The sequence below is a fragment of the Enterococcus sp. DIV0210g genome, assembly GCF_050559705.1.
Classification (GTDB): Bacteria; Bacillota; Bacilli; order Lactobacillales; family Enterococcaceae; genus Enterococcus_B; species Enterococcus_B faecalis_A.
This window is the reverse complement of sequence record NZ_CP187903.1, coordinates 988,097-1,012,817: the sequence shown is the minus strand read 5'-3', so window position 1 is coordinate 1,012,817 and position 24,721 is coordinate 988,097. Positions and strand designations below refer to the sequence as shown.

The 24,721-nt window shown below is 40.4% G+C and carries 25 protein-coding genes; 3 read left to right on the top strand and 22 right to left on the bottom strand.

The window, feature by feature from the left end:
* Positions 1 to 81 precede the first annotated feature (81 nt).
* From IGI64_RS05005 to IGI64_RS04965, 9 genes are all read right to left on the bottom strand, one after another.
* Positions 82 to 1,791: a proline--tRNA ligase gene (locus IGI64_RS05005; protein ID WP_429939688.1), complete on the bottom strand. Its 1,710-nt coding sequence runs from the start codon at positions 1,789 to 1,791 to the stop codon at positions 82 to 84.
* A 63-nt stretch (positions 1,792 to 1,854) separates the two neighbouring features.
* A complete protein-coding gene (rseP, locus tag IGI64_RS05000) occupies positions 1,855 to 3,123 on the bottom strand; it encodes an RIP metalloprotease RseP (protein ID WP_429939686.1) in 1,269 nt (422 codons plus the stop codon).
* Between the two features lie 275 nt (positions 3,124 to 3,398).
* Positions 3,399 to 4,199 carry a phosphatidate cytidylyltransferase gene (locus IGI64_RS04995; RefSeq protein ID WP_016625403.1) on the bottom strand — a complete coding sequence of 267 codons (801 nt, stop codon included), beginning with the start codon at positions 4,197 to 4,199 and terminating at the stop codon, positions 3,399 to 3,401.
* On the bottom strand, positions 4,196 to 5,002 hold the full coding sequence (locus IGI64_RS04990) for an isoprenyl transferase (protein ID WP_429939685.1): 807 nt from the start codon (positions 5,000 to 5,002) through the stop codon (positions 4,196 to 4,198). The genes IGI64_RS04995 and IGI64_RS04990 overlap by 4 nt, the downstream gene beginning before the upstream one ends.
* Before the next feature lie 233 nt (positions 5,003 to 5,235).
* Positions 5,236 to 5,793 carry a ribosome recycling factor gene (gene frr / locus IGI64_RS04985; RefSeq protein ID WP_016625405.1) on the bottom strand — a complete coding sequence of 186 codons (558 nt, stop codon included), beginning with the start codon at positions 5,791 to 5,793 and terminating at the stop codon, positions 5,236 to 5,238.
* Between the two features lies 1 nt (position 5,794).
* Positions 5,795 to 6,517 carry a UMP kinase gene (gene pyrH / locus IGI64_RS04980; RefSeq protein ID WP_016625407.1) on the bottom strand — a complete coding sequence of 241 codons (723 nt, stop codon included), beginning with the start codon at positions 6,515 to 6,517 and terminating at the stop codon, positions 5,795 to 5,797.
* Positions 6,518 to 6,786: 269 nt separating this feature from the next.
* Positions 6,787 to 7,668: a translation elongation factor Ts gene (gene tsf / locus IGI64_RS04975; RefSeq protein WP_429939683.1), complete on the bottom strand. Its 882-nt coding sequence runs from the start codon at positions 7,666 to 7,668 to the stop codon at positions 6,787 to 6,789.
* Between the two features lie 99 nt (positions 7,669 to 7,767).
* Positions 7,768 to 8,553: a 30S ribosomal protein S2 gene (gene rpsB / locus IGI64_RS04970; protein WP_034863150.1), complete on the bottom strand. Its 786-nt coding sequence runs from the start codon at positions 8,551 to 8,553 to the stop codon at positions 7,768 to 7,770.
* A gap of 305 nt (positions 8,554 to 8,858) precedes the next feature.
* Positions 8,859 to 9,365 carry a MazG-like family protein gene (locus tag IGI64_RS04965; protein WP_429939681.1) on the bottom strand — a complete coding sequence of 169 codons (507 nt, stop codon included), beginning with the start codon at positions 9,363 to 9,365 and terminating at the stop codon, positions 8,859 to 8,861.
* A gap of 146 nt (positions 9,366 to 9,511) precedes the next feature.
* On the opposite strand from IGI64_RS04965, the gene IGI64_RS04960 reads away from it, so the two are divergent.
* Complete coding sequence (locus IGI64_RS04960; RefSeq protein WP_429939680.1) at positions 9,512 to 9,946, top strand: helix-turn-helix domain-containing protein; 435 nt, start codon at positions 9,512 to 9,514, stop codon at positions 9,944 to 9,946.
* Between the two features lie 81 nt (positions 9,947 to 10,027).
* Here IGI64_RS04960 and IGI64_RS04955 read toward each other — a convergent pair whose 3' ends face one another.
* Entirely contained in the window at positions 10,028 to 10,783 is a 756-nt protein-coding gene (locus tag IGI64_RS04955; RefSeq protein WP_429939678.1) for a TIM44-like domain-containing protein, read from the bottom strand.
* 169 nt (positions 10,784 to 10,952) lie between these two features.
* On the opposite strand from IGI64_RS04955, the gene IGI64_RS04950 reads away from it, so the two are divergent.
* Positions 10,953 to 11,432: an arginine repressor gene (locus IGI64_RS04950; protein WP_016625412.1), complete on the top strand. Its 480-nt coding sequence runs from the start codon at positions 10,953 to 10,955 to the stop codon at positions 11,430 to 11,432.
* Between the two features lie 90 nt (positions 11,433 to 11,522).
* Here the strand turns inward: IGI64_RS04950 and IGI64_RS04945 are convergent, their stop codons facing one another.
* The 10 genes from IGI64_RS04945 to arcA all read right to left on the bottom strand — a co-directional run bounded on the left by IGI64_RS04945 (position 11,523) and on the right by arcA (position 22,004).
* Positions 11,523 to 12,170, bottom strand: coding sequence for a DUF4310 family protein (locus tag IGI64_RS04945; RefSeq protein WP_429939677.1), 648 nt, complete (start codon positions 12,168 to 12,170; stop codon positions 11,523 to 11,525).
* 12 nt (positions 12,171 to 12,182) lie between these two features.
* The gene (locus IGI64_RS04940) at positions 12,183 to 12,956 is read right to left on the bottom strand and encodes a DUF4311 domain-containing protein (RefSeq protein ID WP_429939675.1); all 774 of its coding nucleotides are present in this window, start codon (positions 12,954 to 12,956) and stop codon (positions 12,183 to 12,185) included.
* Positions 12,957 to 12,972: 16 nt separating this feature from the next.
* Complete coding sequence (locus IGI64_RS04935; RefSeq protein ID WP_429939673.1) at positions 12,973 to 13,326, bottom strand: DUF4312 family protein; 354 nt, start codon at positions 13,324 to 13,326, stop codon at positions 12,973 to 12,975.
* A gap of 2 nt (positions 13,327 to 13,328) precedes the next feature.
* On the bottom strand, positions 13,329 to 13,691 hold the full coding sequence (locus IGI64_RS04930) for an SFCGS family glycine-rich protein (protein ID WP_016625416.1): 363 nt from the start codon (positions 13,689 to 13,691) through the stop codon (positions 13,329 to 13,331).
* A gap of 23 nt (positions 13,692 to 13,714) precedes the next feature.
* The gene (locus IGI64_RS04925) at positions 13,715 to 14,044 is read right to left on the bottom strand and encodes a PRD domain-containing protein (protein WP_429939672.1); all 330 of its coding nucleotides are present in this window, start codon (positions 14,042 to 14,044) and stop codon (positions 13,715 to 13,717) included.
* 13 nt (positions 14,045 to 14,057) lie between these two features.
* Positions 14,058 to 15,890 (bottom strand): BglG family transcription antiterminator, encoded by a 1,833-nt coding sequence (locus tag IGI64_RS04920; protein ID WP_429939670.1) that lies wholly within the window; start codon positions 15,888 to 15,890, stop codon positions 14,058 to 14,060.
* A gap of 545 nt (positions 15,891 to 16,435) precedes the next feature.
* Complete coding sequence (argS, locus tag IGI64_RS04915) at positions 16,436 to 18,127, bottom strand: arginine--tRNA ligase (RefSeq protein ID WP_016625419.1); 1,692 nt, start codon at positions 18,125 to 18,127, stop codon at positions 16,436 to 16,438.
* 416 nt (positions 18,128 to 18,543) lie between these two features.
* Entirely contained in the window at positions 18,544 to 19,491 is a 948-nt protein-coding gene (gene arcC, locus IGI64_RS04910) for a carbamate kinase (protein WP_034863058.1), read from the bottom strand.
* Positions 19,492 to 19,654: 163 nt separating this feature from the next.
* Entirely contained in the window at positions 19,655 to 20,674 is a 1,020-nt protein-coding gene (gene argF / locus IGI64_RS04905; protein ID WP_034863061.1) for an ornithine carbamoyltransferase, read from the bottom strand.
* A gap of 100 nt (positions 20,675 to 20,774) precedes the next feature.
* Positions 20,775 to 22,004, bottom strand: coding sequence for an arginine deiminase (gene arcA, locus IGI64_RS04900; RefSeq protein ID WP_016625422.1), 1,230 nt, complete (start codon positions 22,002 to 22,004; stop codon positions 20,775 to 20,777).
* 466 nt (positions 22,005 to 22,470) lie between these two features.
* On the opposite strand from arcA, the gene IGI64_RS04895 reads away from it, so the two are divergent.
* Positions 22,471 to 23,169, top strand: a complete 699-nt coding sequence (locus IGI64_RS04895; RefSeq protein WP_016625424.1) for a Crp/Fnr family transcriptional regulator — start codon at positions 22,471 to 22,473, stop codon at positions 23,167 to 23,169.
* A gap of 55 nt (positions 23,170 to 23,224) precedes the next feature.
* Here IGI64_RS04895 and tsaD read toward each other — a convergent pair whose 3' ends face one another.
* Together tsaD and rimI are read right to left on the bottom strand one after the other, a co-directional pair.
* On the bottom strand, positions 23,225 to 24,253 hold the full coding sequence (tsaD, locus tag IGI64_RS04890; protein ID WP_429939666.1) for a tRNA (adenosine(37)-N6)-threonylcarbamoyltransferase complex transferase subunit TsaD: 1,029 nt from the start codon (positions 24,251 to 24,253) through the stop codon (positions 23,225 to 23,227).
* Positions 24,250 to 24,717 (bottom strand): ribosomal protein S18-alanine N-acetyltransferase, encoded by a 468-nt coding sequence (gene rimI / locus IGI64_RS04885; RefSeq protein WP_429940754.1) that lies wholly within the window; start codon positions 24,715 to 24,717, stop codon positions 24,250 to 24,252. The genes tsaD and rimI overlap by 4 nt, the downstream gene beginning before the upstream one ends.
* Positions 24,718 to 24,721: the final 4 nt, after the last annotated feature.

The window sequence follows — 24,721 nt, the reverse complement described above, 5'->3', positions numbered from 1 at the left end:
AAAAAATCGCGAAAGAGGTTTCTCTTTCTGTGTTGGCCAATAAAAAAGAAACCGGAACGCAGACTCGTTCCGGTCTCTTGCTTATTTTCCTTGGTTAAATAGGATCGGCAATGTATTTGCTAATTCTTCTTTACGGACTTCCAGCATTTCGCCTGTCTTTTTGATTTTGACTTCGACGATGCCGTCTACTGCTTTTTTACCAATCGTGATTCTGATTGGGCAGCCGATTAGATCGGAATCTGCAAATTTCACACCGGCACGTTCATTACGGTCGTCGACTAAGACTTCGTAACCTGCAGCCATCATTGTTTGTTCTACTTCTTTTGTCAAGTTTGTTTGATATTCATCTTTGACATTCATTTGAACAACGTGAAGATCAAATGGTGCGATTCCTGTTGGCCAGTTGATGCCGTTTTCGTCTGCATTTTGTTCAACGATTGCTGAAAGCAGACGACTGACACCAATACCGTAACAGCCCATGATCACTAATTTTTCACGGCCGTTTTCGTCTAGGACAGTTGCGCCCATTGATTCGCTGTAACGTGTACCTAATTTAAAGATATGACCGATTTCGATCCCTTTTTTAAATTCAAGAACACCGATGTTATCTGGTGAAGGGTCGCCTTCTTGGACAAAGCGCAAGTCTTCATAAGCAGCTACTTCAAAATCTCTTTCTGGATTGACATTCACATAATGGAACCCAGTTTCATTGGCACCAGCTACTGCATTTGCTAAGTCTTGGACATGGCGGTCTGCATATAAACGTACTTTTTCAGATAAACCGATTGGACCTACAGAACCGAAGTCTGCGCCTAGGTATTTTTGTGCATCTTCTTCGCTTGCTTCTTCTAAGAAGTCTGCACCTAAGAAGTTTTTCAATTTCACATCGTTCACTTCATGGTCGCCGCGTACTAGAACCAACACAGGCTCATTGTCTGCGATAAACAAAACAGATTTGATGATTTTTTGAGGATCGACTTCAAAGAATGCTGCTACTTCTTCGATCGTTTTCACATCTGGTGTTTCTTTCTTCTCTAATTCAAGTTGTGTTTCATGTGATTTTTTAGGCGTATAATAACTTGTTGCCATTTCTAGATTGGCTGCATAGTCGCTTTCTGTTGAATAACAAATCGTATCTTCACCGATTTCTGAGATGGCCATGAATTCTTTTGAATCTTTTCCGCCCATTGCTCCGCCATCACCAATGATCGCACGGAATTCAAGTCCGCAGCGTTTGAAAATCTCTGTATATGCTTGTTCGTAATCTTTATATGTTTCATCCAAACTTTCTTCTGAAGCATGGAAAGAATACGCATCTTTCATGATAAATTCCCGTCCGCGAAGCAAGCCGAAACGAGGACGTTTTTCGTCGCGGTATTTTGCTTGGATCTGATATAGATTCAATGGCAATTTTTTATAAGAACTGATTTCATCACGGATCAATTCTGTAAATGTTTCTTCATGTGTAGGTCCCAAGATCATGTCGCGGTCGTTACGGTCTTTCAAACGGTATAGATTTGGTCCGTAAGTTTCATAACGTCCAGACTCTTTCCAAAGTTCTGCTGGCAAGATTGCTGGCATCAGCATTTCTACTGCACCGATTTTTTCGAATTCTTCCCGCATGATCGTTTTTAATTTTTCTAATACCCGGTTTGCTAATGGCAAGTAAGAATAGATACCTGCTGAAACTTGGCGGATATACCCCGCACGCAGCAAGATTTGATGACTTAATACTTCTGCATCATTTGGTACTTCCCGTAATGTTGGGATCAGCATTTTTGATTGTCTCATTTTCTGGACTCCTCTTCCACAAATTATTCACTTTTGTAATTATACCCTATATGTCAACCCATTTTAAAAAAAGAAACGTTGGATATCGTTCCATGTTACTAGAACCATCAATAACATCAAGAAGCCAAATCCGACAAGTGTCAAGATGCCTTCTTTTTCTTGGCTTAGCGGTTTTCCGCGGATACCTTCAATCACATTCAATACAAGTTTTCCGCCGTCTAAAGCAGGAATCGGAAGCAGATTGATGATCCCTAAATTCATTGAAAGCAAAGCCATCAAGCTGATGACAGTAGTCAATCCTTGATTTGCTGCTTGTGAAGAAAGCTGGAAGATCATCACTGGCCCACCTAGTTTATCAAGACTGAATCCTGTAAATAAAGAGCCTAGTGCTTTGAAGATTTCCATCGAACTGCTGAACGCACGTGTCACGCCGCCTGTGATTTTATCCATAGCGCCTGTACGCATCGGGACTTGGATCCCTAGTTGTCCAGCTTTTTGGCCGTTTGATTCGATTGTTTTAGGCGTAACTTCTACTTCTCTTGTCGTTTCTCCTCGTTTCACATCCAAAGTCAATTTTTTGCCTGGATTCTCGGTGATTTTCGTCGTTAATTCTGTCCATGTATGCACAGGTTCACCATCGATACTTGTGATTTGATCGCCTTTTTCCAAACCCGCTTGTGCTGCTGCACTGTCCGGCTGTACTTCACCGATTTGATTCGTATCCGTTACTGGGACACCGCCTTGCATAAAGGAAAGAACAATGAATAAAAGAATCGCTAGGATGAAATTGTTCATCGGCCCTGCGAAGTTCGTCAGCATTCTTTGCCATAATTTTGCAGATTGGAATTGCACATCTCTCGGGGCAATACGGATTTCCGTACCATCAGCTTCGATCACTGTCGCATCATGATTCACTGAATACGTCACTGATTCGGTATCATCGCCATTGACAAAGCCTGTGATCGTTAGTTCATCTTCTAAATCATAGCTGACGAGCTCGATCGGTACACTGTTTGCAAGCTGGACTTTTTTGCTGAGATTGATTTTTTGGACGACACCCGCTTCATCAAACGAAAGAGATAACGGCATCCCTGGGGCAAGTTCTGTATCATCGTCTCCATTTCTGGCCATACGTACATATCCGCCGATCGGCAACAGCCGCAAAGTATATGTAGTCCCATCTTTTGCTTGATGTCCATAGATTTTCGGACCCATCCCGATAGCAAATTCCCGGACAAGGATCCCCGATCGTTTTGCAAAGAAAAAGTGGCCGAACTCATGCACAATCACCAAGATACCAAATACGATGATAAACGTTAGGATTGTTTTCATAGATGTTCTCCTTCATTTTAAATAGTTTATTCGAAGATTTTATTCAGGAAAGTTAAAACACTATAATTTTAACATAGACTGACTAAGAGACCAAGAGCATGCTGCCGGAAAGCTGACAAAAGTCCGCAATAAATATAACACTTTGCCTCAGTTTCTATTTTTTTCGTTTATTGAAAAAACCGTCCTGCTTTCAAACCACTCTGAACAGCTTGGTATTAAAAAACCTGTATCTTCTATATCGGCTTGCGCAAATATAAAAAACACAGGAAGATTTTTTAAAAAACACCAAACAAGTGCATGATCGGAAAAACAAACAGCATGCTGTCAAAACGATCCAAAATACCGCCGTGTCCTGGCAAAATATTTCCAGAATCTTTGACATCATAATGACGTTTGAATGCAGATTCGACTAAATCGCCGAATTGTCCAACAATCGAAAAGATAATTGTCAATAAAAGCATGACGATTGTTCCATGGTTGAAGAATTCTTTCCCGGGATAAAGGATCAAATAAAGCAGAGCGACAACGACCGCACTAGCGATTCCGCCTAAAGCTCCTTCAATCGTTTTATTTGGAGAAATCTCCGGCCATAATTTTCTTTGACCAAATCGGCGTCCAACCATATACGCCCCGATATCTGTTGCCCAGACGATAAAAAGTCCGAAAAGCAGCACAACAAGACCTTCCGTCCGTGCATTGACAAAATTTTGGAAGCCCATTCCTACATATAAGCTGACTAGTACAGGGAATCCTGCTTCATCGATCGTATACGTATTTTTTGAAATCACTGACGTTCCCAATAAAATCATGACGATCAAATAAAACAGCATGAACGTATCTGTATTTTCCGGTAAAAAGAAAAACCATCGTTCTTTAGGCAAGACAAGAAAAACTGCGCCAATCGCCGATAAGATCCCTTCAAAACTCAGTAATGTCAAACCTTTCATTCGGAAAAGTTCATAGACTCCTACTACCGCCAACAAAGCCGCTACTAATTCTACGGCGATCCCGCCGACCCAGAGGATGGGAATGAATAAAATAAGCGCTACAACCGCTGTGATTACCCGTTGTTTCATTTTTGATCCTCCTTATTCACTTTTTTTACTCCGCCAAAACGTCGATCACGGTTTTGATAGGAAGCAATCGCCGTTTCCAGATGATTGCCGTCAAAATCAGGCCACAATGCTTTGGTAAAGTATAATTCGCTGTAAGCAATCTGCCACAACAAAAAATTGCTGATGCGTTCTTCGCCGCTTGTTCGGATCACTAGTTCAGGATCTCGAAGTTCCGCAGGCAAGAAACGAGTCATCAAATGATCTGCAATCACTGCTTCGTCGATTGCTTCTGGCTCAAGTTCTTTTGCCGCAGCTTTCTCAGCGATTTCTTGAACAGCCGTAACGATTTCTGCTCGACTGCCGTAATTCAGTGCGAAGTTCAGCACCATACCTGTATTTTCTTTCGTCTGCTCGATTGCTCGTTTGACTGCATCTTGTGTATGTTCTGGTAAAAATTCTTGATAACCCATCACATTGACTTTTACATTTTCTTCGATCAATTCAGGAACGAAGGTATCAAAAAAATCGACAGGAAGCTGCATCAAAAAGCTGACTTCATCTTGCGGACGTTTCCAGTTTTCTGTTGAGAAGGCATAAAGCGTCAATACTTTAACCCCAAGACGTGAAGCTTTCTTGGTTACTTTCTTGACTGTTTCCATTCCTTCTTTATGACCGGCAACTCTTGGCAAACGCCGATTTTGTGCCCAACGTCCGTTACCATCCATGATAACGGCAATGTGTTTCGGTATCTCACCGTTCGGCTCGAATTCAAATTCGCTTTTTTCTTGGATATATTTATTTTTTTGCGGAAAAAAACGTAGCATTCTTTTTCCTCCTATGCTTAAAATTGACACGTATCTATTATAGCAATATCTCTTTTTGTTGCCTATGGTATCTGCTGCTTTTTTATCTTTTCTTGTATTTTTTACCAAAAAAAGAAAAGCCCGGCTAAATAAATCGATCATAGATTCATTCAGCCAGGCTTTTAGCATTTGCGGGAAACTGCTCGGCTTACGCCTTTATCTTTTTTCAAAAAGAGTTCCGCGCTTTTGCATCATCAAACTTCAAGAAGTTCTTGTTCTTTATCAGCAGCGATTTTATCGATTTCTTTGATGCTGTCATCTGTCAATGTTTGCACTTGTTTTTCTAGTCCGCGCAGATCATCTTCAGTGATGTCGCCATTTTTTTGTTGTTTTTTGTAGTCATCGATCGCATCGCGACGGATGTTTCGAACAGCGATTTTAGCATTTTCAGCTTCTTTTTTCACGTCTTTTGCTAATTCTTTACGGCGTTCTTCTGTTAATTGAGGAATCACTAAGCGGATCACGTTTCCGTCATTCGCTGGGCTGATACCGATATCGCTCGCCATGATTGCTTTCTCGATTTCTTGAAGAATACTTTTGTCAAAAGGTGTGATCATCAATACACGTGCTTCTGGGATTTGGATAGAAGCAAGCTGGTTGATTGGTGTTGGTGCTCCGTAATAGTTTACAGAGATGCGGTCTAATAGACTTGCATTTGCACGTCCAGCACGGATCTGACCAAGTTCACGTTGTAAATTTTGTGCTGCTTTCTGCATTTTTTCTTTTGCTTCTGTCATAATTGCGTCTGCCATTTTATTTCCCCCTTACAGTTGTTCCGATATTTTCGCCTAAAATTGCCCGGCGGATATTTCCATGTTCATTCAAGTTGAATACGACTAAAGGAATATCATTGTCCATGCTTAGAGAGCTTGCTGTAGAATCCATTACTTGCAAACCTTTAGCGATAACTTCTAAGTGTGTCAATTCTTCAAATTTGATTGCACTCTCATCGACTTTAGGATCTGCAGAGTAAACGCCATCTACGTTATTTTTTGCCATTAGGATAACATCTGCTCCTATTTCTGCAGCTCGTAATGCAGCTGTTGTATCCGTTGAGAAATAAGGATTTCCTGTTCCGCCTGCAAAAATCACGATACGGCCTTTTTCTAAATGACGTTCTGCTTTACGTCTGATGTAAGGCTCTGCGATTTGGCGCATCTCCATCGAAGTTTGTACACGTGTTGGAACTCCTACATTCTCCAATGTATCTTGAAGTGCTAAAGCATTCATAACTGTAGCCAGCATCCCCATGTAATCAGCCTGAGCGCGTTCCATGCCCATTTGCGCGCCGATCTGTCCGCGCCAGATATTTCCTCCGCCGACAACGATCGCCATTTCAACGCCTAGTTCATGTACTTCTTTGATTTCTTCGATGATTTCTTTGATTACGGGCGGTTTGATACCAAAACCTTCATTCCCAGCCAAAGCTTCTCCGCTCAATTTTAAAACTACACGTTGATATTTCGGTGTGACCATGCTAATTCCTCCAATGTTTTCTATTGCTATTTTACCATATCCAACTCATTTCGCCATAAAATGGATGAAACTTTCTGTCATTTGCTTAAAAAAAGGGGCGGGGACAAAAAGCAGTTTTGCTTTTCGTCCTAGCCCTTCATTACAAATAAACATCGCCGATCTGCGACATCCATCAGCATGCTCTTTTCAATCATCATCCATGAAAGATGATCGAATAAATCTGCTATTGCTGTCAATGATCGTTTTGTCCATCTGTCTGTATAACAGAATTATTTTTTCACTTGGTTCATTACTTCTTCAACAAAGTTATCTTCACGTTTTTCGATACCTTCGCCGACTTCGAAACGTACGAATGTTTTCACAGTTGCACCTTTAGAAGAAACAAATTTTTCAACAGTCATATCTGGATCTTTAACGAATGGTTGGTCAACCAAAGCGATTTCTGCTTTGAATTTTTTCAAGCGTCCTTCAACCATTTTGTCCACGATGTTTGCTGGTTTGCCTTCGTTCAATGCTTGTTCAGTTAGAACTGTTCTTTCGTGTTCTAATTCTGCTTCTGGGATTTGTGTTTCGTCAACATAACGAGGGTTGATTGCTGCTACGTGCATTGCAACGTCGCGGGCAACAGTTTCATCAGTTGTGCCTTCTAAAACAGTCAATACAGCGATACGTCCGCCCATGTGCAAGTATCCGCCAAATGCAGCGTTGTCGTCTTTTTCAACAACTTCAAAACGACGGAAGCTGATTTTTTCTCCGATAACTTGTGTTGCTTCGATCAAGTCAGATTCGATTGTACCTTTTTCTGTTTTGATTTTCATTGCTTCTTCCATATCAGCAGGTTTGTTGTCTGCGATAAGTTCAGCGATTTCTTTTACTAGGTCTTGGAACATTTCGTTTTTAGAAACGAAGTCTGTTTCTGAGTTTACTTCAACGATTGCTGCAGCATTTCCTTTTACAGCTACTGATGCTAGACCTTCTGCTGCGATACGATCATTTTTCTTCGCTGCTTTAGCCATACCTTTTTCACGTAAAAGATCAACAGCTTTCTCCATGTCGCCTTCTACTTCAACCAATGCTTTTTTAGCATCCATCATTCCTACGCCAGTCATTTCGCGTAGTTCTTTTACCATTTTAGCTGTTACGTCTGCCATTTCTACTTCCTCCTAGTAGTGTTCTTGTTTTAAAAAAAGCTGTTTCAAAGGAGAGTGAGGCTTGTCGCCTAGCCTTTGAAACAGCCCCATCATTCGTTATTATTCAGCAGTATTGTCGCCTTCAACAACGTCAACGATTTCTTCGATTGAAGTTTCGTTTCCTTCGTTTTCAGCAGCGAAGTCGCCTTCAACTACTTGATCTTCACCTTGGTTTCCTTCGATAAATGCATCTGCCATTTTTGAAGTGATCAATTTAACGGCGCGGATTGCATCGTCATTTGAAGGGATAACAACATCGATTTCGTCTGGATCGCAGTTTGTATCTACCATTGCGACGATTGGGATGTTTAATTTATGCGCTTCTTGTACTGCGATACGCTCTTTACGAGGGTCAACGATGTACATTACGTCTGGGATTCTTGGCATATCAGCGATACCGCCTAGGAATTTTTCAAGACGTTCGCGTTCTTTGTTCAAGCCCACAACTTCTTTTTTAGGCAGAACTTCAAAAGTTCCATCTTCTTCCATAGCGTTGATTTGTTTCAAGCGGCTGATACGTTTTTGGATTGTATCCCAGTTTGTCAATGTTCCGCCTAACCAACGATGGTTAACGTAGTATTGACCAGCGCGAGTAGCTTCTTCTTTGATAGCTTCTTGTGCTTGTTTTTTTGTACCTACGAACAATGCAACACCGCCTTCTTCAGCCATGTTTTTCATGTAATCGTAAGCTGCGTCTACTAACTTAACAGTTTTTTGCAAGTCGATGATGTAGATGCCGTTTCTTTCTGTGAAGATATATTTCTTCATTTTTGGGTTCCAGCGACGAGTTTGGTGACCAAAGTGTACGCCGGCTTCTAGCAATTGTTTCATTGAGATTACTGCCATTTTGTTGTTTCCTCCAGTTTGGTTGTTTGTTTTCCTCTTCTTGTCTTCAGCTTGCCAGCAAACTTTCACAAAGAAAGCACCTACTGACAATCCAACGAGAATGTGGATTTGTGTGGTTAAACCTACTAAGTTCTCCCACTCAGAACATAATACACTATGATATTCTGTTTTACAAGAAAAAAGTGGAAATTACTGCCAATTTCCTGTGTATTTCTACTTGTTTCTAGGCAGTTCAAATCAGTACATTACTGTTATTCAAACAGAAATGAACCAGAATAACTGTTAGGTCACTCTGGCTCTGATCTTTATTCTTGTACTAATACTTTGAATCCTTCTAGCTTCTTAAGGAAAGGTGACGCATCAATCTCTGCTTGTGTGAACTGCGTCTGATAGACATCTGTTGAAAAGCCCCCGGAAAATAGATATTTACCACTTCTAGTACTGTAGTTGACGTAAGAAAATCCCGTAGCACTGTCCTCATATTCTACATGGATATAGTACCTTGGATCTGTTTTCATCTCAGGTGATATCCCAATGAGAAGTGAATTCAGTCTACTTGTTAATTCAATAGATTTTGCCTTTTCCAGACACTCTTCTGCTGATAAACCCTTCTGCAATGCAAGGATAATCAGCATAACCATTGTGTCTCCAATTGCATATTTCAACTCTTTCTCATCACTGCATGCAAGTGCTGCAGCAATTTCACCGCATTCTTCTGAAACTTTTAAGTACTGCGCTTTAGGATCAGCTTCATCCAAACCTTTATCCTTTGCCCATACTTCTACTAATGCTACTAAGTCTTTCATGTCCATCTACGCTACCTCCTGTAATTTGTTTTGTCCTTACATAAGGTCTATTGTGCTATTCACCAGAAAACTGGACAGTTTTTCAAAAAATTGTATTTACTTTTTTTACGGAATACTGCTAAGATTATTTCAAACAGGAGGTTGAAAGTATTATGGCAATTAAGTTTACAAGTGAAGAGGATTTTGCAGGTTCATCCAATGAAATCTTGCGTAAAATAGTACTATCTGAGGACATTACAATCAGATACAAACTGAAAGAACTGTTAGAGGAGCGCAGACTAATAAACTCTGATCTTGCTAAAATGACAGGGATACGTAACGGAACTCTTACTGACTACGTGAACAACAAACAGAACAATAGAGTTATAAATATTTCTCACTTATTTGCAATGATGATTGCTCTTAGAGTGTCACATATTGAGGATATTATAGAAGTAGAATTACCTCTTGAAAAAGTAAGACAGTACAAACAAGAATCCAATGACTGGATAAAGTATGGCATTGAGCCTGCTATATGGATAGAAGAAAGAGCTAGACAAAGAGAGAAGAAGATTCTTGCACGTAAAACAAAGAAAAAAGAACAGTAAGGTTCAGTCCCTCCTGTTCTTTCTTTTTATTCCGCTACGTAAATTACTGCTTCTTCAAGATGAGCATGCAGAAGAAATTTCTTAATTTAAATAAATCGGCTGGATAAAGTCGGCTTTCCACGTCTTGCTTTCAGGATCATAGTCAAAATACCACGTTTGCGCAAACAGCTGCTTCTTATGTTTACTGCCTGAGACAAGAGAATTTCGTTGGCGGTCGATCATATAATCCAAACAAGTAAAGTCGATATGGATCGAAAAGCTGTTGTCGCCGATTGCCCGGTAGTTCTCCAAACTTTCAATATGTAGTTTTTCGACTCGGTTGACCAAACCGTCTGCTTGATTTTTTTCGATGACACGCTTGTGTTCTTCAAGCAGTCTTTCTGTACTGAACGCTCGTGCTTCTTCAGGATTTTCATGATCCCATGCCCATTGGATCTGCATAAAGCTGGTTTCAATGTGTGCCAATAACTGTTTCTTTTCTTTGTCTGTTCCTGGGATTGCTTGAAACAGTTCTTCTTTGGCAAGGACTCTTTGTTTACGCTCCCCATTTTTTCTTCTTAGATAGATGAATAAAGGGATTCCTCCAAAAAGAAAAATCTCGAAATACGAAGATCTCCCACCTCTTATCCATGCTCCGCTGCTTCCATAACTACTGTAATTTGTACTTGAACGATAGGAGCTTCCGCCGCCAGTCGATCCACCGAACGAAGAACCGCCGCGGGAACTACCGCCGTGTGAACTGCCTCCGCCATGTCCTCCTGCGACAGCTGCTACCGGTGTTGTGAAAAGAAGGCACAGAAATACAAGACTTCCTACTAGAATGAGCAGTTTTTTCATAGATTCACGCTTTCTGTTTTTTATTTTACCGCTAGCAGAATCATAGCGCTGGGTTTTATTGGAAGCAAGCAGATTTTGCGGTTTTTCATTAATTTTTTAGAGGTATGGGCAAGTTGGGCGATTTTTGTTATGATGTTGATGGAATCTTTTAATACAAAGGAGAAAGCATATGCGCAAAGCAGAGCGGCATTTACTTATCAAACAAATCATCGAAGAATCCCCCATCCGGACACAAGAAGACCTTTTGAAAAAATTAGAAAGTTATGGCGTAACAGCAACTCAAGCAACGATTTCCCGCGACATCCGAGACCTGAAGATCGTCAAGTCGCCAGATGAACACGGACTTTCCCGCTTCATGCTGTTTCATGGTGAACAAGAAGATGGCGAGACAAAAAATGAAGAGGAAAAACGATTGATTCGTATGATCGAAGATATCGTTTTAAGCGTAGAACGTGTGCATTTTCTTACGATCGTCAATACGTTGCCAGATAACGCACATCTTTTCGCTTCCGTCCTTGATGATATCCATCCGCCGCATATGGTCAGTACGATTGCCGGTTTCGATACCGTCATCGTTATTTCTAAGAATGAAGAAGATGCGGAGAAAATCGAGCAGTATTTCAAAGAACATAGTTTAGAGCGATTGTGAGCATTTTTTACACAGAAACCATCAACACCTTGCTAAAGAAGCTGCATGAACATGCAAAAATTCTTTAGCAAGGTGTTGATGGTTTGTTTTTTAAACAGCGACTGGGAAAAAGGCACCAAAGATCATTGCTCCTAAGATTGCCCCGCCTGCGATCGGCTTTTCCCATTTATAAAATATAACAGCGCCAATCGTTGCACCGATCCCAATAGGAATAGAAGCTGTAGCCGCACTTAAAATAATCAACGGGCCTAAAAAACGGCCAGATTGATTACCGGCACCCATCATAATATCGGCGCCAAATGTCGAATTGGATTGATTGATCGTTACTTTCCGAATCAAAATAATGATACCGCCGATTGCCAGACCCAAAACCGCTCCAGTCATCAGCGCTAATACGAAGTTATTGATTGGTGCATCAATCCCCATAGAAAGCAGGATCGCCGGGACACCGATCCCTACACCCGTCAATATCGATCCGCCTAAATCAAGAATACCTACGAGCGAACCTTCCAAAATGCGTGCAAAGAGAAAACTTGCACCGAATGCTGCCGCCGCGCCGTAAGAATCACCATCTAGACCTGCTTTCAGCATAGCAACGATAGATACTTCATTGAATGCTCCTACACCATACGCAACATACATATGCGTTCCAGCAAAAACTGCCGCAGACATCAATCCCACCAGAATCGGAAACGACCAGTCAGCGAGCCAAAATGTATTTTCTTTTTTTATTTCCATATACGCTCCTCCTTATTTCACAGTAAATACATCATGAAGCTGCTGCAGCCAATCTGGTATATCCAAATGGAAACTATCTAAGAGTTCCAAGTCAAATCCTCGGAAGAAGCCGCTGAAAACAAACAGCAGGACAGCAGAAACCATAATGATTTTTGTGATTCTCGTCCATCCTTGGTCATCGACTCCTTTTCCTACTAAAATCCCTAATACCACACCTGGAACAGCATTTCCCATAATCATTTGAGCAACTGCACCAAACAATGTCCCCCAAAAACCAGAACGTTTGCCTGCATCGATGGCTGCCAGCCAAAATAAGACCGGCATGACCGTATTGATCAAGATCGTGGCCGCAGGTACTAATACAGCAACTGCTGTAACTTGAAGCGACTCTGGTATCGCCGCTGCGGTCGTATTTAGAAAAGCAACTGAAACTGCGCCGATCAATGCACCAGAAAGCCCCATTTTTCTCGGATCATGCATCGTTTTTTCTAAAGATTTATTTTTGATCAGCAAGGATGCTGCTGCCCAGTTTGGAATGATTCGATGCGTGACATCTTGGGTAAATGCCCCGGCGCCGACAGCTGAGGCCCATGCGTTGAAGAAAAAGCCTAAGCCGAATGAAAAATGTGAAGCCGGGTCACCTTCACAGGCATTCATTTCGCCTAATGTCCGAAAAGCTCCTAACCCTTGCGTTTTTGGCGCATGAAACATCCTGGCGGCGCCCATTCCCGCTGAAAAACCTAACAAACCGCCGATAATCAATGATTTCAACAAAATAATCCCCATCTTTTTTCTCCTTTGCTCAAAACTGCCTTCTGCTCAAAAACGGCAACTGGATCGTATCTGGTGATTTCCTATTTTTTTCTTTAAAAACGACTTCCTCTGCTTCAATCAGCAAAATCTCCACTTCTATTTTAAGAGTCACACAATACTCTACCCGCTTTCTCGGCATAAAGAAAAAGAGGAAACGCTCGTCGTACTGGTTTTTTTCAGCAGAAAGAATTTGGATATCTAGAGGTTCGATTCTCAAAACAACCTTTTGCTCTTCACACACACTTTTTGATACTTTGTTCAGGGCATCCGCAAACGCTGCTTGTTTTGTTTTTCCTTTTCCCTCTAACATGACCGCTTGTCTGCATTTTATTACTTCACTCACCGTCACTCTTCCTCACCATATTTTTTTCGATAAGCTTCTGTCAGCCGTTTCCCTAATTCTGCCTGATCCATGAAGCCGAATCCTAGCACCTTTTTCCCATCTTCAATCGCTGTGATCCCTTCCTCGATCGAGCGCATGCCATGGCGTTCTGAATAACCATATTTCGTTGCTGCTGTAAGTGCCCCTGCACCTCCGCTTCCGCAAAATGAGATACCTAAATCAGCATTTTTTTCCTGCATGACATCCCCCAAGCGCATATCTGCGCCCATTCCCGGAACAACAAACGCTTGTCCTCCTGCGCTTTCTACACCTTCTGCTACCTTTTGTCCTTTTCCTAAACGATCCGCAATAACAACCGTTATCATTTTGTTTCCTCCTTTTAAAATAATTATTGGTTTGCATTTTCAAAATGGATGGATAATACATAGATCTCTGCTTTTGGCAAATCACCTATCTGTTTGGCTATTCGTTCTGCCAACACTAATGAGCACTGAGATATCTCCGAAAAAACAGACATATCGATAGCAGAAATCAGGTCAGCTTGTTTTTTTCTGACAATCATTTCATTTAGGTGGTTCATTAAAATCTGCCACTGCAGTTCTGTAGGAAAAACAGCTTCTTTTTCCAGCAGTGTTTCGGTATAACAAATAAGTTTATCCAATTCTTCTGGGTAAAGACTTTTTGCTATCATTTCCTGTTTTTTTTCTGCCACAGACATTTTTCTACCTCTCTTAGTCAATTTGGATATAGTTGAAAAGCGCCGACAACTCTGCTTGGTTTATCGGCAAGCCGTTTTCCTCAAAAAATCGTTCAACTTTTTGGATCAATAAAGGATCGACTTTTCTTTCGAAATTATTCGCTCCTTCTAACTGATATTGCTGATCAAAGAAGAGCCGATGAATCATCAGCAAAAGATGAAACAGAAATGCTTCCTTGTATTCTTCTGATAACTGCTGACCAAAAATAGTTGTCAGTCCTTCATATACGAGATAGCCTTTCATAATAATCTCGCAACTCAGCTCCGCCGCATTTGTTTCTGAAATAAGCGGGATTGTTGTCTTTTTCTTTCTGGTCGGCTGCTTTATTGCAGAAAGTTCCTTGATTTTCTTGATGTCTTTTTCTGTCGGGATCGCATTTACTTTGACTACCGGACAACCATTTTTTTCTTCTAATGGAAAAATACTGATGACGATATCCGGCAAATATTCAGCAATAACTTGATCTGCATTTAAGACCGAGGCAAAACGAACGATTTCGATTTGCGGAATTTCTTCAGAAAATTTCTTTTGGATCAAACTAGTCACGCCCAAACCGGTTGAACAAACATAGACAACTTTCACTGTTCCTTTCGTTGTTTGTCTTTTTTCGATAGAAACCAGAAAATGCAAGGCGATATAAGAGATAAATGAGTCATTGACCAAATAATAAGTTTGTTTCAAACAGCTGCCGCTTGCTTTACGAATTGCTTCAAATAATTGTGGATGACGTTGTTTGATTTCTTCGGTAAAAGGATTGTATTCATTCATATAATGATGTACGCGTACTGTATACAGTGACAAATGGGCAAACAGATTCAGCTTCAACTGCTCGTCTTCTGAAAAAGGAATGCCTAAATCGGTAGAAACAGTTTGGATCAAATTCTTTGTCAGCTTCAAAATATCCTGCTGTTGCGTTTCTTTTGTCAGATCCGTACAAAGATAGTCATACTCATCTTTTAAAAGCGGAAAACCGAAGTGAGTAAAAACAGTTTTCATCAGCTGAAAAGGCAGATTCGTTCCTTTCAAAACATCTTGTTTTTCTTTCATCACAGAAAATGAACCAATGGAAGAATTGATCCGCAAACGGCAAATAGCGATCGTCATGCGAAAAGTAAGCGCCAATAGTTCTGTGTAGTCGAATGGAGGCTTGTTTTTTTCCATGATCTGGGCAGCTTTTTGGACGACAACTTGATAGATTTCATAAAAGGACGAATTTGCCCCAATAGACAGCAGCGTTTTGTCTGGAAAATTCAATGAATCCATGATTTGATAAATATCATATTCCGTTAAATTTTGGTGCAAAAGATGATCCATCAGAAAACGGCATTGTTTCTCCTCTCCTTCTAACCATATCCCTTGGCCGCTTTGACTTTTCAGCGATAAATGATGACTTTTGACAAAATGTCTCACTTTTTCCAAGTCAGAAATAATCGTGTTTTTTGATACTTCCAGCTGGTCAGCTAATTGAGCAATCGTTGTCACACCTTCTGTCAGCAACAAGTGCAAAACGATTTGTTCGATTCGTTTATTCGCAGATGGATAAACTTCAAAACGCCATTTTTCCAGTAATTCATGTTTCAGCTTGGCTCGTTCTTCTTTTGAGATCTCAAACCAAAATCCTTTGTTTCGTTGAGCGCAAAGGTTGATTTTTTTTGGTTTCAGCCAAAGTCGGATCGAATCCAGATCATATTTGATCGTTCGAATACTTACTTGAAAAGTTTCTGCTAATTCTTTCGTTGTGCAGCTTTGTTCACTATCCAGCAGTTTAAGTAATAATTGTATTTCTCTTTTTGTTAGTCTCATCATATTGTATCCCCTTACACAACTTACTATAAAGTGATTTTGGATTTGCCTCAATACAAAGTTTTTGCACTTTTTTTAGTGCAAATACAAAAAAGGACAGGAAATGATGATTTCCTGTCCTTTTAGTTGAGGGTTGTTTACAACTGCCTCTCAGTATTAAACTTCTTATCCCCAAAATATAGAAAGCTATTTTGCGAGGGAAAAGAGTCTTATTGCTGTAAGACACGAAGAAAGAATTGATTCGCTGTCGAACAGTACCTACTTGGCGCTTGGAGCTGAACAGCTTTTTCACAACCTCTACTCAAACGGTGTTCAAGAACCAACTCCTTCGGCATTAACTCAAAATTTCGCAAAATATGAGAAGCTATTTTACGAAATTCTTCTTTAATGCTCGGAGCTGAACGGTTCTTTCACGACCTCTCTAAAACGGTGTTCGCAAAGCTGATCCTCGGCATTAAGCTTTTATCAGAAAAAATGTGAAAAGCCATTTTCTCTGATAAAAGAGTCTTAATACTCGGATCAAAACGCTTTGCGAACAACCTCTTTTCTTACATTTTATCTGGCGCATGCAATCCTAACAGACGCAAATCTTCTTTCAGCAACACCGCTACTGCATAGACCAATGCAAGGCGCGCTTCTTTTTGATCGTCTTCTACAAGGATTTTTGTGTGCGCATAGTATTTGTTGAATGCTTGCGCTAATTTGATTGCATGTTTTGCAATGATTGATGGTTCGTATTTTTCTCCCGCTTGAAGAATTGTTTCTGGATATTTTTGGATCAATTTGATTACTTCCCAGCTTGCTTCATCATTCAATGGGTAAGCAGTTGACTCTGAAGGAACAAAGTCTGCTTTTGCCAACAAGCTCATGGCACGTGCATGTGTATATTGTACGTATGGTCCCGTTTCGCCTTCAAAACGAACGACTTCTTCTAAATTGAAGTCAAATGTGTTTAGACGATCATTTTTCAAATCATGGAAAATAACAGCGCCGACGCCGACTTGTTTTGCTACGACATCTTTGTTTTCCAAATCAGGATTTTTCTCACTGATTTGTTCTTTTGCTGATTCGATTGCTTCGTTCAAGACTTCTTCTAAAAGAACGATTTTCCCTTTACGTGTGGATAATTTTTTACCACCTTGTGTGATCAAACCAAATGGGATGTGGTGCATATCGTCTGACCAGTCAAAGCCCATTTCTTTCAATACAGCTTTTAATTGTTTGAAGTGGTAGCTTTGTTCGTTCCCTACGACGTATAAAGATTGTGCGAAATCATATGTGCGTTTGCGGTAAAGTGCTGCAGCTAGATCTCGAGTGATGTAAAGTGTTGCACCATCTGATTTTTTGATTAGTGCTGGGTTCAAATCGTATTCTGAAAGGTCAACGATTTCTGCACCTTTGTCTTCGTTCAACAAGTGTTTTTCTTCCAGCATCGTTACGATTTCGTCCATTTTATCGTTGTAGAATGCTTCACCATTCAATGAATCGAAACGAACTTCTAACAAGTCATAGATCTTGTTGAATTCTTTCATTGATTCATCGCGGAACCATTGCCACAAGCTGATTGCTTCTTCATCGCCTTCTTCAAGACGTTTGAACCATGAACGTGCTTCGTCATTCAATTCTGGTTGTGTTTCTGCTTCATCGTGGAATTTTACATAAAGACGTAATAATTCGTTGATTGGTTCAGCTTTAACTGCTTCTTCTGAACCCCATTTTTTATAAGCAACGATCAATTTACCAAATTGTGTTCCCCAGTCGCCTAAGTGATTGATGCGGATTGGTTCATAACCGATTTTTTCCATGATGAAACCAATCGAATTCCCAATAACTGTTGAACGCAAGTGACCCATTGAGATTGGTTTTGCGATATTTGGTGAAGACATATCAATTGGTAATTTCCCATGATTTCCGATCGTGCTGTCGCCGTAATGTTCTTTTTCTTTGACCACAGTTGCTAAGACTGCTTGGCTGACTGCGCCTTTGTCCATAAAGAAGTTCAAGTATGGTCCTACTACTTCGATTTTTTCAAAATTTGCAGCATCGATTTTTTCTGCTAAATCAGCAGCGATCTGCTGTGGTGCTTTGCGATAGATTTTTGCTAATGAAAATGCTGGGAAAGCTACGTCCCCATGGTCAGCTGATTTTGGATTTTCCAATAATTGCGCTACTTGTTCCAATGTCAAATCTTCTTTGACAACATCAAAAATAGCTTTTGCTACGATTTCTTTATTATTCATCCTTTTTCCTCCTGAATAGTCATTGATAAAACAAAAAAAGCCCCCAATGATCGTATTGATCACTAGAGACGAGATAACCCGCGGTACCACTCCAATTGTCTAAAAAAGACCTGCTCGCTCTGATAACGGTAGATAGCCGTCTGCTAGGCAGAATTCTCCAAGTGCGGTTCCCTATAGCTGTTTGGCCCGGCTTCCACCTTCCCGGACTCGCTAGAAAAACAAAACTACAAGTACTCTCTTGTTCATCAAATGAATGTATTAAACTGGCTAAAATTATAGCAGAAAACAAAACGCTTGGCTACCGGTTTTTAGTTATTCTGAAAAAAACTTTGCTTAGATGGTCTAAAGGAGAAGAAACTCCATCTAAGCAAAGCAATCCATAAATCATTTCGTGAGCCACGAAAGACTTAGCAAAATTAATCAGCGACGATGATCGTTCCTTCTTCAGAAGCTAAAAGATTCTCAATGTTTTCTAAAGAAGTGATGATCGCTTTTGCGTTTGGTCGTGCTTCGACAAACGAAATTGCCGCTTCAACTTTAGGAAGCATACTTCCTGGTGCAAATTGGTTTTCCTCGATATATTGTTTCATTTCTGAAACGGGAACAACCTCTAGTTTTTTCTGGTCTGGTTTTTGATAGTTTACATAAACATTATCAACACCTGTCAATACGATCAGAAGGTCTGCTTCGATGATTTCTGCTAATTTTTCTGAAGCAAAGTCTTTGTCGATAACTGCTTCTCTTCCTTCTAATCCAGTAGGCGTTTCAACGACTGGGATACCGCCGCCGCCGACAGAAACAGTGATAACGCCTTCATTCACTAATTTTTCAATGACTCTTGCTTCTTTGATCGTGACTGGTTTTGGCGAAGCAACTACTTTACGCCAGCCGCGTCCTGCATCTTCTTTGAAGGTTGCAGTCGGATCTGCTGCCATTTGTTCTTTTGCTTCTTCTTCCGTGTAAAATGGGCCAACAGGTTTGCTTGGATTTTTGAAAGATGGGTCGTTTTCATCAACGATTACTTGTGTCACAAGAGAAACGACATCTTTTTCGATTCCTTTTTCTTTCAATACTTCGCCCATTGCATTTTGAAGCCAATAGCCGATTGATCCTTCTGTCATTGCTACACATGTATCTAATGGCATTGCTGGTGTTTTTTCAGAATCCGCAGCGCGCTGCTGGATCAATAGGTTTCCTACTTGAGGTCCGTTTCCGTGAGAGATGATCAGCTCATCTCCTTGTTCAATGAATTTCACAAGGTATTTTGCTGTTTCACGCAAGGCATCTTGTTGTGCTTTTGCGCTTGCATCAGTAGATAAAATCGCATTGCCGCCAAGTGCGACTACAACTTTTCGATTTGCCATTCCATTCTTCCTCTCTGTCGTTTGAATAAGTTGAGGCTGGGACATTCGTCAGCCAGCCTCACTTTTTGATCAATTGTTTGGGTTCATAAAAGCTGGTTTTACACAACTTTATAAACATATCATGTTTTGCTTGCTAACTCTTTTAAAGACAAGTTCTCTTCTCTTATACGCGAGGGATGAACAAGTTTCCTAGAGTAGCTGCCATGATTGCTTTGATTGAGTGCATACGGTTTTCTGCTTGGTCGAATTGACGCGCATATTTGCTGCGGAATACTTCGTCAGTTACTTCCATTTCTGTGATGCCGAAGCGTTCTTTCATTTGTTCACCGTAAACAGTGTTTGTATCATGGAATGCTGGCAAGCAGTGCAAGAAGATCAAGCGATCTGTATTGTGTGTTTTTTCAATCATTTCCATGTTGATTTGGTAAGGTTTCAACAATTTGATACGTTCTTCAAATTTGTCTTCTTCACCCATTGATACCCAAACGTCTGAGTAAAGAACGTCTGCGCCGTCAACACCTTTGTCAACATCATCAGTGATCATCAATTTTGCACCTGATTTTTCAGCAAAACCTTCTGCAATTTTCACGATTTCATCTTCTGGCTGTAATTCTTTTGGCGCTACGATACGCATGTTTGCACCTAAGATCGCACCTGTTACTAATAAAGAGTTTGCCATGTTGTTACGGCCGTCTCCGCAGTATGCAACAGTGATGTCTTCTACTGTTCCAAAGTTTTCTTGGATTGTTAAGAAGTCAGCGATCATTTGTGTTGGATGCCATTCGTCTGTTAGACCATTCCATACTGGAACGCCAGAGAATTCAGCTAATTCTTCGACCATTTTTTGACTGAATCCGCGGAATTCGATTCCGTCGAACATACGGCCTAAAACTTTCGCAGTATCTTCAGTTGATTCTTTTTTACCTAATTGGATATCATTTGCTCCTAGGTATTCTGGGTGTGCACCTAGATCGATTGCGGCAGTTGTAAATGCTGCACGAGTACGAGTAGATGTTTTTTCAAATAAAAGCGCGATATTTTTTCCTTCTAAATAGTGATGAGGGATACCGCGTTTTTTCAAATCTTTCAAGTGTTCAGAAAAATCGATCAAATATTGTAATTCTTCTTTTGTAAAATCTTTTTCTGCTAATAAGCTTCTTCCTTGGAATACAGATTCTTTCATGTTAAACATTCTCCTTTAGTTTGTTTTATTTAAATTGAAAGAGGAAATCCCGGCAGCAGTTGACAGTTTTGACTGCTGCCGAAGATATTCTTTGATGGTCTTATTTAAGATCTTCACGTACAAGCGGTTGGCTCATGCAGCGTGGGCCGCCACGACCGCGAGACAATTCACTTGAGTTGATTTCCAATACTTTGATACCGTAGCTGCGCAGCAATTCGTTCGATACGTAGTTACGGTTGTACGTAACAACGACACCAGGTGCGATTGCTAGTGTGTTTGAACCATCATTCCATTGTTCACGCGGTGCTACGATTGCATCTCCGTTACCAGTTGGGATCAATACTAAATCGTCTAATCCTAATGCATCTTTCAATGTACCATGCAGATCATCAGAATGAGTGATTTTGATATCGTCTCCGTCTGGTGTGATCGTGTAAACGTCCATTTTGCCGTCTTTGCTTTGGATAGCTGGGTGGATCGTAAATTTATCATGATCGACCATTGTAAATACAGTATCCAAATGCATCATTGCGCGGTTGTTTGGGATTTTGATTGCCAAGACTTTTTCGAAGCCAGAATTTTTTGCGAACAAACGGCGAGCCATTGTTTCCAATGCTTTTGCATTTGTACGTTGAGAAATCCCTACAGCTACTACTTTGTCGCTTAAGACTAATTCATCTCCGCCTTCGATGTGTTCATTTTCGTTGCGGTCCAACCAAACTTCGACACCTTTGTTCGCAAAACGAGGATGATGTTTTAAGATATATTCTGTAAACATCGATTCTCTTTGACGTGCTGTAAATGTCATGTGGTTGACAGTCATACCATTTCCGATTGATGCGGAAGGGTCTCTTGTAAAGTATAAGTTTGGCATTGGGTCCATATAGAATGGATATTCGTCATCTGCCGAAAGATCATAAAGATGTTTCGAGCGAACGTCGATTTCTTTTGTACGAACACCAGCCATGATTTTATCAACCATTGCTTGCGTATCCATTGCTAAAAGATATTCATGAAGCCCATCTCTGACAGCATTTGAAACAACGTGTGATTCATCCAGCATTCTGTTCAAGAATTCTTCTTTTACGTTGCCTGCGTCGATTGCTTCAGCAGCTAATTTTTCCAAATATAGTGTTTCTACTCCCTGGTCTTGCAATGTTTTTGCAAAGAAGTCATGTTCTTCTTGAGCAATTGGAAGATATGGGATATCGTCGAATAAAAGGCGCTCCATAATATCTGGTGTCAAGTTCTCTACTTCTTGTCCAGGTCTTTTCAGTAAAACCGTTTTTAATTTTCCTATCTCAGAAAATACGTGAATAGGTTTTTCCATGTCGTTGTTGCCTCCTTCGTTTTGATTACATACATAGAATAACTTCTTTTTGAAACCCCTTTCGTAATTTCATCTCATCTAAAAAGAGAGATTCTTCACATTAATAAACTACAATTAAATAATTAATCGTTTTTCTAAATTTTATTAGCTTTTATTCATTTTTTCACTTGAAATACACTCCCAAAAAAATATTTATTCAAGAAAAAAAATTTTTTGTATATTGCAAAAACCAAAGTAAAAACAAGGTTGTCAGCGTTTACTTTATAAGCTATTATCGTTAAATATACATTTTTGTCAAGCAATAGCCCTTATTCTCTTAAGAATAGTTATATATTTATGTAATATAACAAAATAACAGTTTTTTAATGAAAAATATGGCGGTTGTTTTCTTAGGGTTTATCCTTTACAAATAACAAAAAAAACGCAACAATAGAGGTATAGATATTCTAAGGAGAGGAATTTTCTGATGCGTGTAAACAAACTTGATTTCCATTTTTCCAAACTCCGATATCAACCGGATTTCGCACATTTTACAGATGAAGAGTTCCAACTTATCAAAGAACATGCAGTGATTCGTTCTTATAAGAAGGGACAAATACTTTTTGATGAAGGAGATGACCGCAGTCGGCTCTACTTGTTGACGAAAGGTTTGATTCGCTTAGAAAGGTATGACGAAAGTGCCACTTACTACTATTATGACTATGTAAATCCAAACAACCTTTTCCCTCTAGCCGGCATATTCGAATCAGAAACTTATGCTTATACTGCGCAAGCGATGACCGATATCGAAACATTCTATCTTCCTGTTTCCTACTATGAAAAGCTGACAAAGAAAAATCCTGCACAGCTGCTGTATCTGGTCCATAAATTGTCAAAAGTGGTCGAAATGCATGAATTAAGGATTCAGATTGGTTTGACATCCAGTGCCTTTGATCGAGTAAAACAGAACTTATTTATTTTAAAAGAAGAACTGGGTGAAGAAACGGAGGACGGACATACTTGTATCCCTTATCCGATCACATTGAAAGAACTTGCCGTCAACAGCGGAACAACCAGAGAAACAGCTGGGCAAGTGATCAAACAGCTGAAAGATTCAGGCTTACTGACCTATAATAAAAAGCATTTTATCTTCTGCAAAGAAGCTGTAACACCTGCTATACGCTAATCGTTAGAAACAGAAAAGGCAGACACGATGAATCGTGTCTGCCTTTTCTTTTACATCATAGATTAAATTCTTTTTTCAATATCAAACTTGGTACTGCATTCAGCTGGTAACCTGCGAGATGTTGTTTTTGCCATTCGACAAAACCAGCAGCACCAATCATCGCTGCATTATCTCCGCATAGACGCAGCGGTGGAATCACCAATTCCACATCTGGCAGAACGGCTTTCAATTTTTCGTCAAGCGTTGTCCGCAATCCTTGGTTGGCTGCAACACCGCCAGCTACGATCAGCTGTTTGACGGGGTATTTTTCACAGGCACGGATCGTTTTTGTTGTCAGTACATCAACAACGCTCGCTTGGAAACTGGCAGCTAGATCTTTTTTGTCCAGCTCTTCGCCCCGCTGTTCCGCATTATGGACTAAATTGATAAAGGCGCTTTTCAATCCGCTAAAACTAAAGTCAAAATTGTCTTCGTGGATCATCGCCCGTGGGAAATCATACTTATCTGCACCTTGATGCGCCAACTCGTCGATTTCTTTTCCGCTTGGGTAGCTTAATCCCAAAACACGGCCAACTTTGTCATATGCTTCTCCTGCTGCATCATCTCGTGTTTCGCCGATGATTTCATAAGAACCGTCTTCTTCCATATAAACAAGTTCTGTATGCCCTCCGCTGACAAGCAAAGCCATCAATGGGAAGCGGAAAGGTTCAACAAACCGCGCCGCATAAATATGACCAGCCATATGGTTTACTGGGATCAGCGGCAGGTCATTTGCCCAAGCAAAAGCTTTCGCTGCTGAGATACCGATCAGCAGAGATCCGACTAACCCTGGTCCATAAGTGACTGCTACTGCTGTCAGTTCTTCTTTTGCAACGCCTGCTTCATCCAATGCATCATTAATACATAAAGTAATCTGTTCCACATGATGGCGGCTGGCAATCTCAGGAACCACACCGCCAAAACGTTTGTGGCTGTTGATTTGAGAAGCAACGATATTCGATAAGATCTCTGTGCCGTTTTTTACTACTGCGACACTTGTTTCATCACAACTGGATTCTATAGCTAGAATCAATACTTCATTCATTTCATCGTCTCCGTTTTTAACAGTACACTCATGATCACAGCATCTTCTGCCGGTTTCTGATAATAATTTTTCCGAACACCTAATACTCGAAATTTTTCAGAACGATACAGATTTTGTGCTGCTTCATTTGAGGTACGTACTTCTAAAAATAATTGAACTGCTTCTTTACGTTTTTCTTCATTGATCAAAAATTGCAGCAATGTGCGTGCATGACCTTGTCCTTGTACGGCTTTTGCTACTGCGATATTCGTGATCTCGATTTCATCATAAACTTTTGTATAGCCTAAAAAACCAAGGACTTCTGTATTTTCTGCAAGCACGAGATAATCCGTGTGCGGCTGCGCCAAATCTGACAAAAACTGTTCTTTTGTCCACGGCGAGCCGTAAGTATAGGCTTCTTCGCAGATTTCCCAAAGTCTTTCTGCTAGTTGTTCCTGAATAAAATCATTCTTTTTGCAAATCATTTGT

Excerpts from the sequence above, each read along its gene's own strand:
- IGI64_RS04895 (WP_016625424.1), top strand. The coding sequence starts at position 22,471 with ATGCGTGTAAACAAACTTGATTTCCATTTTTCCAAACTCCGATATCAA.
- IGI64_RS04950 (WP_016625412.1), top strand. The coding sequence starts at position 10,953 with ATGCGCAAAGCAGAGCGGCATTTACTTATCAAACAAATCATCGAAGAA.
- IGI64_RS04990 (WP_429939685.1), bottom strand. The coding sequence starts at position 5,002 with ATGCTACGTTTTTTTCCGCAAAAAAATAAATATATCCAAGAAAAAAGC.
- IGI64_RS04995 (WP_016625403.1), bottom strand. The coding sequence starts at position 4,199 with ATGAAACAACGGGTAATCACAGCGGTTGTAGCGCTTATTTTATTCATT.
- tsaD (WP_429939666.1), bottom strand. The coding sequence starts at position 24,253 with ATGAATGAAGTATTGATTCTAGCTATAGAATCCAGTTGTGATGAAACA.
- IGI64_RS04925 (WP_429939672.1), bottom strand. The coding sequence starts at position 14,044 with ATGTCTGTGGCAGAAAAAAAACAGGAAATGATAGCAAAAAGTCTTTAC.
- IGI64_RS04940 (WP_429939675.1), bottom strand. The coding sequence starts at position 12,956 with ATGGGGATTATTTTGTTGAAATCATTGATTATCGGCGGTTTGTTAGGT.
- arcA (WP_016625422.1), bottom strand. The coding sequence starts at position 22,004 with ATGGAAAAACCTATTCACGTATTTTCTGAGATAGGAAAATTAAAAACG.
- rseP (WP_429939686.1), bottom strand. The coding sequence starts at position 3,123 with ATGAAAACAATCCTAACGTTTATCATCGTATTTGGTATCTTGGTGATT.
- argF (WP_034863061.1), bottom strand. The coding sequence starts at position 20,674 with ATGAAAGAATCTGTATTCCAAGGAAGAAGCTTATTAGCAGAAAAAGAT.
- IGI64_RS04945 (WP_429939677.1), bottom strand. The coding sequence starts at position 12,170 with ATGGAAATAAAAAAAGAAAATACATTTTGGCTCGCTGACTGGTCGTTT.
- IGI64_RS04930 (WP_016625416.1), bottom strand. The coding sequence starts at position 13,691 with ATGATAACGGTTGTTATTGCGGATCGTTTAGGAAAAGGACAAAAGGTA.
- IGI64_RS04955 (WP_429939678.1), bottom strand. The coding sequence starts at position 10,783 with ATGAAAAAACTGCTCATTCTAGTAGGAAGTCTTGTATTTCTGTGCCTT.
- IGI64_RS04960 (WP_429939680.1), top strand. The coding sequence starts at position 9,512 with ATGGCAATTAAGTTTACAAGTGAAGAGGATTTTGCAGGTTCATCCAAT.
- tsf (WP_429939683.1), bottom strand. The coding sequence starts at position 7,668 with ATGGCAGACGTAACAGCTAAAATGGTAAAAGAACTACGCGAAATGACT.
- rpsB (WP_034863150.1), bottom strand. The coding sequence starts at position 8,553 with ATGGCAGTAATCTCAATGAAACAATTGCTAGAAGCCGGCGTACACTTT.
- arcC (WP_034863058.1), bottom strand. The coding sequence starts at position 19,491 with ATGGCAAATCGAAAAGTTGTAGTCGCACTTGGCGGCAATGCGATTTTA.
- IGI64_RS04920 (WP_429939670.1), bottom strand. The coding sequence starts at position 15,890 with ATGATGAGACTAACAAAAAGAGAAATACAATTATTACTTAAACTGCTG.
- IGI64_RS05005 (WP_429939688.1), bottom strand. The coding sequence starts at position 1,791 with ATGAGACAATCAAAAATGCTGATCCCAACATTACGGGAAGTACCAAAT.
- IGI64_RS04965 (WP_429939681.1), bottom strand. The coding sequence starts at position 9,365 with ATGGACATGAAAGACTTAGTAGCATTAGTAGAAGTATGGGCAAAGGAT.
- argS (WP_016625419.1), bottom strand. The coding sequence starts at position 18,127 with ATGAATAATAAAGAAATCGTAGCAAAAGCTATTTTTGATGTTGTCAAA.
- pyrH (WP_016625407.1), bottom strand. The coding sequence starts at position 6,517 with ATGGTCACACCGAAATATCAACGTGTAGTTTTAAAATTGAGCGGAGAA.
- rimI (WP_429940754.1), bottom strand. The coding sequence starts at position 24,717 with ATGATTTGCAAAAAGAATGATTTTATTCAGGAACAACTAGCAGAAAGA.
- frr (WP_016625405.1), bottom strand. The coding sequence starts at position 5,793 with ATGGCAGACGCAATTATGACAGAAGCAAAAGAAAAAATGCAGAAAGCA.